Origin of the sequence: Deinococcus phoenicis (genome assembly GCF_000599865.1) — a bacterium.
Taxonomy (GTDB): Bacteria; Deinococcota; Deinococci; order Deinococcales; family Deinococcaceae; genus Deinococcus; species Deinococcus phoenicis.
Genome location: NZ_JHAC01000050.1, coordinates 77,563 through 85,248, shown reverse-complemented (window position 1 = coordinate 85,248; position 7,686 = coordinate 77,563). Strand labels below are relative to the sequence as shown.

At 69.7% G+C, this 7,686-nt stretch carries 8 protein-coding genes; all 8 read right to left on the bottom strand.

The features are described 5' to 3' along the window. On the bottom strand, positions 1 to 773 hold a 773-nt coding region (locus DEIPH_RS14640), incomplete at its 3' end, for a DNA-processing protein DprA (protein ID WP_051517415.1). A gap of 131 nt (positions 774 to 904) precedes the next feature. After that, positions 905 to 2,257: a sensor histidine kinase gene (locus DEIPH_RS14635; protein ID WP_034359467.1), complete on the bottom strand. Its 1,353-nt coding sequence runs from the start codon at positions 2,255 to 2,257 to the stop codon at positions 905 to 907. A gap of 95 nt (positions 2,258 to 2,352) precedes the next feature. After that, positions 2,353 to 3,012, bottom strand: a complete 660-nt coding sequence (locus DEIPH_RS14630) for a response regulator transcription factor (RefSeq protein ID WP_034359465.1) — start codon at positions 3,010 to 3,012, stop codon at positions 2,353 to 2,355. Further along, positions 3,013 to 3,438 carry a hypothetical protein gene (locus DEIPH_RS14625; protein WP_034359463.1) on the bottom strand — a complete coding sequence of 142 codons (426 nt, stop codon included), beginning with the start codon at positions 3,436 to 3,438 and terminating at the stop codon, positions 3,013 to 3,015. A 171-nt stretch (positions 3,439 to 3,609) separates the two neighbouring features. Next, complete coding sequence (locus DEIPH_RS14620) at positions 3,610 to 5,199, bottom strand: dihydrolipoamide acetyltransferase family protein (protein WP_034359461.1); 1,590 nt, start codon at positions 5,197 to 5,199, stop codon at positions 3,610 to 3,612. Positions 5,200 to 5,227: 28 nt separating this feature from the next. Continuing rightward, positions 5,228 to 5,461, bottom strand: a complete 234-nt coding sequence (locus tag DEIPH_RS14615) for a hypothetical protein (protein WP_034359458.1) — start codon at positions 5,459 to 5,461, stop codon at positions 5,228 to 5,230. A 3-nt stretch (positions 5,462 to 5,464) separates the two neighbouring features. Then, positions 5,465 to 6,487 carry an alpha-ketoacid dehydrogenase subunit beta gene (locus DEIPH_RS14610; RefSeq protein WP_034359456.1) on the bottom strand — a complete coding sequence of 341 codons (1,023 nt, stop codon included), beginning with the start codon at positions 6,485 to 6,487 and terminating at the stop codon, positions 5,465 to 5,467. Continuing rightward, positions 6,484 to 7,608, bottom strand: coding sequence for a thiamine pyrophosphate-dependent dehydrogenase E1 component subunit alpha (locus DEIPH_RS14605; protein ID WP_034359454.1), 1,125 nt, complete (start codon positions 7,606 to 7,608; stop codon positions 6,484 to 6,486). The genes DEIPH_RS14610 and DEIPH_RS14605 overlap by 4 nt, the downstream gene beginning before the upstream one ends. Between the last annotated feature and the right edge of the window lie 78 nt (positions 7,609 to 7,686).

Sequence of the window (7,686 nt, the reverse complement as noted above, 5' to 3'; positions counted from 1 at the left end):
GCGGAACGGCGGGGGGCTGAGCGTGTCGCTGGACCCGGTGATATAGCTGAGTAGTCGCTTTTCAGCTCGCCCTCGACGACCACCGTCGCCGCCGACAGGGCCGCGATCAGCCGGTTCCGTGTCGGGAAGTGATGCTGCGCGGGGCCGGTGCCCAGCGGGTATTCGCTGACCAGGGTCAGGCGGCGCGCGAGGCCGACGTTCTCACTGGGATAGATGTGGTTCACGGCGCTGCCCAACACGCCCACACTGACGCCGCCCGCGTCCACGCTCGCCTGATGGGCCTGGGTGTCCACGCCACGGGCCAGCCCGCTCACCACGACCACGCCGGCCCGCGCCAGGTCCGCCGTCAGCGCCCGCGTGAGGCCCAGCGCGTGCGGACTGGCCCCCCGCGTCCCCACGATCCCGACCGCCCGCGGCACGACCGGAAAGTCGGGGAGGTCACCCTTTACCCACAGCACCGGCGGAGGATCACCCAGGGCCTCCAGCGCCGCCGGATACCCGTCCAACCCGCGCCCCAGCAGGGTCACGCCCTCCTTTGCCGCCTTGCCGAGTTCCGCTTCCGCCTGCTCGCGTGGCCTGGCCGTGCCGAGGCCCGCCGCCGACTTCGCGTCCAGGCCCGGCACGTCCCGCAGGGCCGTCAGGGGTGCCCTCAGGGCCGCCTCCGCGCTGCCGAAGTGCCGCCGCAGGTTCTCGGTGCGCCGGGGACCCAGGCCGGGCGTGAAACGCAGGGTGAGCAGCGCGTGCAGTTCCGCTTGGGCGGTCGTGGTGGTCACCCCGGCAGGATAGCGGGGGCGGGGCCGCTCAAGCGCCGCTTGGTGCTCCATACCGCAGAACCCGTCGTTTCTCCTGCTCTCTTCGGTCGGATTTCCAGATCGACAGGTCAACCTTTCAATCGGAGGCCGGATCAGGAGGCGGAATCGGCCGTCTCCAGGCTCTCGTCCTCCTCGTCCCCCAGGGCCACGCCGGGCAGGGTCAGGATGAACTGTGCGCCGCCCTCCGGCGCATTGCCGCCCGTGAGGGTGCCGCCGTGGATTCCGGCGATCTGCCGCGCCACGCTCAGGCCCAGCCCGCTGCTGCCACTGCCGCTGATAAACGGCTCGAAAATCCGCTCGCCCAGTTCGGGGGGCAGGCCGGGGCCGCTGTCGCGCACGGTAAAGGTCACGTGGTCGGCCGTTTCCGCCAGATTCAGGGTGACGGTGCCCCCCGGTCCGGCGGCGCGGCGGGCGTTGGCGAGCAGGTTCCGCAGCGCCTGGGTCAGCCGGTCGGGGTCGCACAGCAGCATGCCGCCCCAGTCGCCCGTGAAGGTGATCCCCGGCACCAGCCGGTCCAGCCGCCCCCGCAGCGTCCGCGCGGGGATGAAGTGCCACGCCACCTTCATCTCCAGCTGGCCCCGCGCGAGCTGCATCAGGTCCTGGGTGGTGAAGGTGAGTTCGTCGGCGACCAGGGCGGCCCGCACGACCTCGGGGTCCGCCGTGCGCTCGCTGGCCCGCGCCAGGCTGGCTTTCAGGACGGTCAGCGGCGCGCCGAGTTCATGCACGATCTGCCCCAGCAGCTGCTTTTCACGGGCCTGCACGGCCTCGATACGGACCAGCAGGCGGTTGAGCGCGGCGAGCAGGCGGTGGACCTCGTCCTCGCGCGCCGGCAGCGGCAGCGTGGCAACGCTGCGGGTCGGGTCGATGCGGTCGGCGAGGTCGGCAGCCTCGCCCAGGTCGGCCAGGGCGCGGCGGCCCACCCACCACCCCACGATCAGCATCAGCGCGGGCGTGACCAGCAGGGCCAGCAGCAGCGCGCGGGTGGCGCTCTGGCGGGCGTCCACCAGGGCGTCTTCCGGCAGGGCCACCCACAGCGTCCCGAAGTCCTTCAGCTTGCGGGTCGTGGTCCGGGCCGGGGAGCCGTTCAGCGGCACCTCGTTTTGCCCCGCGAAGGGGAAGGGCGCTTTCTCGTACTGCCGCAGGCTGGGCGTGGCCGCCAGCACCTGCCCGTCCTCGTCGAGAATCATGGTGTAGATGCCCGTCCCGCCCGGCGACTTCCCGAGGCCCTGCCCCCTTTCCACAAAGGCCTCGGCCAGCGTGTCGGCGCGCTCGTCGAGCCGGGCCTGAAACTGCTTGTCCATCTGGCGCAGCAGCAGCGACATCACGCCCAGGCCGATCACGCTGATCAGCGCCAGGGCCACCAGGGTATAGACCAGCGCCAGCCGGAAGCGCAGGCTGTGCCGCCACGCGACCCGCGCGGTCTGGAGGGGGGCGGGCCGGGTCAACCGCCCCCCCGGGAGGAACGCAGAAACCCACCCCGGCGGGTGGGCGCAGGGTGGGCCGAGGTCGGGGTCATGGCCGGAGTGTAGTTCGGACAGGCCTACGCTTGCAGGACATAACCGACGTTGCGGATGGTGCGGATTCTCAGGTCGCTGGCGGCGTGTTCCAGCTTCTTGCGCAGCTGCGAGATCCGCACCTCCACGCTGTTGCTGTTGGGCGTTTCCCAGCCGTACAGGTGCGACTCGATATCCGCGCGCGAGAAGACCCGCTCGGGTGTCCGCATCATCAGCTCCAGGATGCGCGCCTCATGTTCGGTGAGGTTCACGTTCTTGTCGTTCACGGTCAGCAGCAGGCTGCTGGTGCTGAGGCTGGTGTTGCCCAGGTTCACGCCCGTCCCGGCGGCGGTGCGGCGCAGCAGGGCCGTGATGCGCGCGTCGAGTTCCGGCATGGCGAAGGGCTTGGTGAGGTAGTCGTCCGCGCCCGCGTTCAGGCCCGCCACCCGCTCCTGCACGCCGCTGCGGGCCGACAGCACCAGCACCGGCGTACTGGAGTACTGCCGCAGCGCCTGCACCAGATCCAGGCCGTCGCCGTCGGGCAGATTCAGGTCGAGCAGAATCAGTTGCGGCGAGTGGGTGCCCAGCCAGGCCTGCGCGTCCCTGAGGGTGGCGGCGTGCTGAACGAGGTAATCGGCGGACAGGTACTCCTTGAGCAGTGGCCCGAGGTGCGGATCGTCCTCCACCACGAGAATCTGGGCGAGCATTCAGCGGCCTCCTTGATCGGTATGGTTGGGAGAAGTGTCGGTCATGCTCCGCAGCCCCGGCAGGACAAACACCTGGCTGGTGGGTTGCAGCACCAGCGTCAGTTTCAGCCCACCCAGGAGCTTGAGCAGGGTCACGGGCGTGTTCTGAACGTCCAGGGTCAGCTGCCCGGCCTTGAGCGTGCCGTCGTAGCGGCTTTGCAACGTGGGATAGAGGCCGCGGGCCTTCTCGTCGTCCTCGCGGGAGAACAGCGCGACCACGGGGCCGGTGTAGTCCTTCACGAGCTGCACGGTCATTCGGCTCCCGCTGGTCTCGCCGTACCCCAGTTTGGTCTGGAGTTCGCGGTCCCAGACGATCAGCTTCAGCGCCTGCGCCGGAGCGGCGAGCGTGAGCAGGGTCAGGAGCGCGAGGGTACGGGTGCGGGTCATCAGGTCACTGTATCCAATCCAGGGGGACGCAACTGCGGCGCAGGTCCCGTGAACAACCACACTACCGGGCCAAGCTGACGCACGCATGACCTGTCCTTGGCTGGAGTTTTACCCTGCTCGCTCCAGCAAAGCGGCCAGCCCCGTGGACTGGCCGCCGGAGGGAAACGCCGTTTACATCGCTTCCAGCATCAGCCGGTCGGGGTTTTCCAGCAGCCGGATGACTTCCTTGCAGAAGCGCGCGGCTTCGGCCCCGTCCACCAGGCGGTGATCGAAGCTGAGCGAGAGGTACATCATGTGCGCAATGACGATCTCGTCACGCTCGTTCACGATGGGGCGCTTCACGATGGAATGGACGCCCAGAATGGCGGCGTCGGGCACGTTGATGATCGGGAAGGAGAACAGCGCGCCGATGGAGCCGATGTTCGTGACCGAGAAGGTGCTGCCCGCCAGTTCGTCGGGCGTGAGCTTCCCGGCCTGCGCGCGGCCCGCCAGATCGGTCACTTCCCGCGCCAGCTCGAAGATGCTCTTCTGGTTCACGTCGCGCAGCACCGGCACCGTCAGCCCCGCGTCGGTCGCCACGGCCATGCCCAGGTTGAAGTAGCGCTTCATCACGATCTCGCCCGTCGCCTCGTCGAAGGAACTGTTGAGGCTGGGGTATTTGCGCAGGGCCACGGCCACCGCCTTGAAGATGAAGGGCAGGTAGCTGAGCTTCACGCCCGCCGCCTGCGCGTCCTCCTTCACGCGGCTGCGGAACTCGACCAGTTTGGTCAGGTTCACCTCGTCCACCGTCAGGGTGCGGACGGTGTAGAGGTGGCTGGCCTGCATCTGGTTGCTGATGGCGCGGCGCATGCCCCGCAGCGGCACCCGGTCTTCCAGCTGCTCGTAGCCCTTGGGCGTGCGGTACTGCACGGGCGCGACGGGCATTCCGCCGGCACTCTTGGCGGCGGGTTGAGGGGCGGCCTGGGGTGCGGGCGCCGGGGCCGGGGCCGCCTGAGCCGGGGCGGTCGTCTGGCCTGCTCCGTTCTGGCTCTGCGTGTGGGCCGTCACGTCCTGCACGCGCACACGCCCGTTGGGACCGCTGCCCTGCACCTGCGCGAGGTCCACGCCGAGTTCGCGGGCGAGCTGGCGGGCGGCGGGCACGGCCAGCACGCGCCCATCCTGCCGGGCCGGGGCGCTGGTCTGCGCCGGAGGGGTCTGTGCCGAATGGGTTTGGGCGGGGCGGGGCAGGGTGGCGGTGCCGCCTCCCCGCGTGCCGAGGCCCTGCACGGTGACGGCCTCGTCGGAAGAAAAGGCCTTGAAGAGGCTGGCATCGTCGTCGCTCTTGCTGGCGATGTGCCCGGCCTCCACGATGCTCCCACCCTCGGCGGCCCCGCCGACCTGCTCGCGCTCCTCGGCGGCCTGGGGGGGCAGGTTCGCGTCGGTGGTGGTGGGATTCTCACCCGTCTCCTGGATGGCCTGGGTGGCGCTGGGGGCAGTGCTGGCCGCCGCGTTCTGCACGCCCTCCCCTGCCCCACCCGCCGCCTCGCCGGGTTCGGCGATGAGGGCGATGGCCGCGTGAACGGCCACCACGTCGCCCTCCTGCGCCAGCCGCTGGTGGAGCACGCCCGCCACGGGGCTGGGCAGTTCGACCGTGACCTTGTCGGTCATCACCTCGCAGAGGGGTTGTTCCAGGGCGACCGTTTCGCCCTCCTGCACCAGCCACTTCAGGATTTCGCCCTCGACCACGCTCTCGGCGAGTTCGGGCAGCAGCACTTCTTTCATGGAGCACCTCGTTGGTTGTGGAAAAACGTCAGTGGAGGAAGGCCATCCGGACCACGCCGTAGACCAGCAGCAGCACGCCCAGGACCTGAATCCAGCGCTCGCCCCGGCCATAGAACCAGGCCGCAATGCCCAGCAGCGCGAACATTCCACCGATCAAAACACCCGGCCACGGCTCCGGCGCGCGCCCGGCCAGGGCGTATACGGTGAAGCCGAGCACCAGACCGACGATACTGATCAGGGGACGCGGGAGGTCAGGGCGCACGGGTCAGTAGTTCAGCGCCCGCACGCACGCCGCCGCGATGCGGTTCGCGCCGGGGAGGTACACCTTGTCCTGAACGTAGGGGTACGGCGTGTCGAAGCCCGCCACCTGCCCGACCGGCGCGAGCAGCTGATCGAACAGTTCCTCCTGGATCACGTAGGCCACCTCGCCCATGAAGTTCGAGGTGCGGGGGGCCTCGCTGACCAAGACGGCCCGGCCCGTTTTGGCCACGCTGGTCAGCACCAGGTCGCGGTCCCAGGGCACCAGCGAGCGCAGGTCGATGACTTCGGCCTGCACGCCCTCGGCGGCGAGGGCCTGGGCGGCCTTCTCGGCGTCGGGCATCACGCCGCCGTAGCCGATGATGGTCAGGTCGCTACCCTCGCGGCGCACGGCCCCCTTGCCGATCTCGACGGTGTAGTCCCCTGCGGGCACCTCGCCCTTCGCGGCGCGGTAAAGCCGCTTAGGTTCGAAGTAGATCACCGGGTCACCCCCACGCACGGCGGCCTTGAGCAGCCCCTTGGCGTCATAAGGCGTGCTGGGCATCACGACCTTGAGGCCGGGCGTGTGCGTGAAGTAGCTCTCGGGACTCTGGCTGTGGTGGTGCCCGCCCTTGACGCCGCCGCCCGAGGGGGTGCGGATCACCAGCGGCGCGGTGAACTGCCCGCCCGAGCGGTAGCGGATCTTGGCCGCCTGGCTGATGATCTGATCGAAGCCCGGCCCCATGTAGTCCGCGAACTGGATCTCGGCGATGGGGCGCAGGCCGCGCACCGCCATTCCGACCGCCGCGCCCACCACACTGGCCTCACTCAGCGGGGTATCGAAGACCCGCCGGGGGCCGAACTGTTCTTGCAGGCCTGCCGTCGCCAGGAACACGCCGCCGCGCGCGCCCACGTCCTCCCCGAACACGACCACGCGCTCGTCGCGGGCGAGTTCCTCGTGCATGGCCTCGGTAATAGCCTGGATCAGGGTGAGGGTGCGTGCCTCACCGGCAGCGCCCTTCGCGTTGGGCTTGGATTGCGTGGCCGTCATGCCTGCACCCCCCCATCCGTGAGCACCGTCTGCTCGGCGCGCAGGAAGGCGGCCTGCTCGCGCAGATGCACCGGCGTGTCCACATACACGTCCTCGAACATGATCTGCCAGTCGGGCTGCCCGGTGGCCTCGGCCTTCAGCACGGCCTCGTCCACCTCGCGGTGGGTGGCGCTGATCAGCTCGGCGCGCTCCTCGGCGCTCACGGGTGTGCCCAGGTGGTCCAGCAGGCGCTCGACGCGCACAATCGGGTCGCGGGCCAGCCAGGCGTTCACTTCCTCGCGGGTGCGGTAGTTCTTCTCGGCGTCCGCGTCCGCGTTGCTGTGCGAGCCGACGCGGTAGGTGAGGCACTCGACCAGCGCGGGGCCGTTCCCGGCCCGGATGTCCCCCGCCACCTGCGACAGCACCTCCATGACCGCCACGATATCGTTGCCGTCCACGTAGTAGCCGGGCATTCCGTAAGCCCTGGCCTTGATGTGGATGTTCTCGCTGGCGGTCTGTGCCCGCAGGTTGGTGCTGATCGCCCACTGGTTGTTCTCGCAGACGAAGAGGCAGGGTGCCCCGGCCGCGCCCGCCATGTTCATCCCCGCGTGCCAGTCGCCCTCGCTGGTCGCGCCGTCCCCGAAAGTGCAGACGGTGATCTCGTCGACGCCCAGGTACTTCTGCGCCATCGCGTTGCCGGCGGCGGGCGGCACCTGAGACGCGATGGAGGAGCTGATGGACACGAAGTTCTGCCGCGCCGCGCCGAAGTGGTGGGGCATCTGGCGGCCCCGGCACAGGTCGGAATTGGTGCCGAGGCATTGGCTGACGAGGTCGAGCATCGGCACGCCCAGCGCCAGCGCCAGCGCGTGGTCGCGGTAGTACGGCCACACCCAGTCGTGTCCGACGCGGATGGAGCGGGCCAGACCGACCTGGGTGGCTTCCATCCCGCTCGCCTGCGCGTAGAAGGTCGTGCGGCCCTGCCTGAGCAGGGTCACGAGTTTCTTGTCGAACTCCCGCGCCCGCACCATCTCGCGGTACAGGTCACGCAACACGTCGGGCGTGAAGCGTGCGGGCAGTTCCCGGATTGGACGGCCGTCTTCTGCGACCCACTGGAGGGGGTCAGACGTGAACGGCTGAATCATTGGGGCCTCCTGAGCGCCAGGGCGGGGTGCTGCCCGGGGGCAGCCTCGGCCGGTTTGTCTGGCTAACGCTCGTTAGGC

Excerpts from the sequence above, each read along its gene's own strand:
- DEIPH_RS14625 (WP_034359463.1), bottom strand. The coding sequence starts at position 3,438 with ATGACCCGCACCCGTACCCTCGCGCTCCTGACCCTGCTCACGCTCGCC.
- DEIPH_RS14630 (WP_034359465.1), bottom strand. The coding sequence starts at position 3,012 with ATGCTCGCCCAGATTCTCGTGGTGGAGGACGATCCGCACCTCGGGCCA.
- DEIPH_RS14605 (WP_034359454.1), bottom strand. The coding sequence starts at position 7,608 with ATGATTCAGCCGTTCACGTCTGACCCCCTCCAGTGGGTCGCAGAAGAC.
- DEIPH_RS14610 (WP_034359456.1), bottom strand. The coding sequence starts at position 6,487 with ATGACGGCCACGCAATCCAAGCCCAACGCGAAGGGCGCTGCCGGTGAG.
- DEIPH_RS14620 (WP_034359461.1), bottom strand. The coding sequence starts at position 5,199 with ATGAAAGAAGTGCTGCTGCCCGAACTCGCCGAGAGCGTGGTCGAGGGC.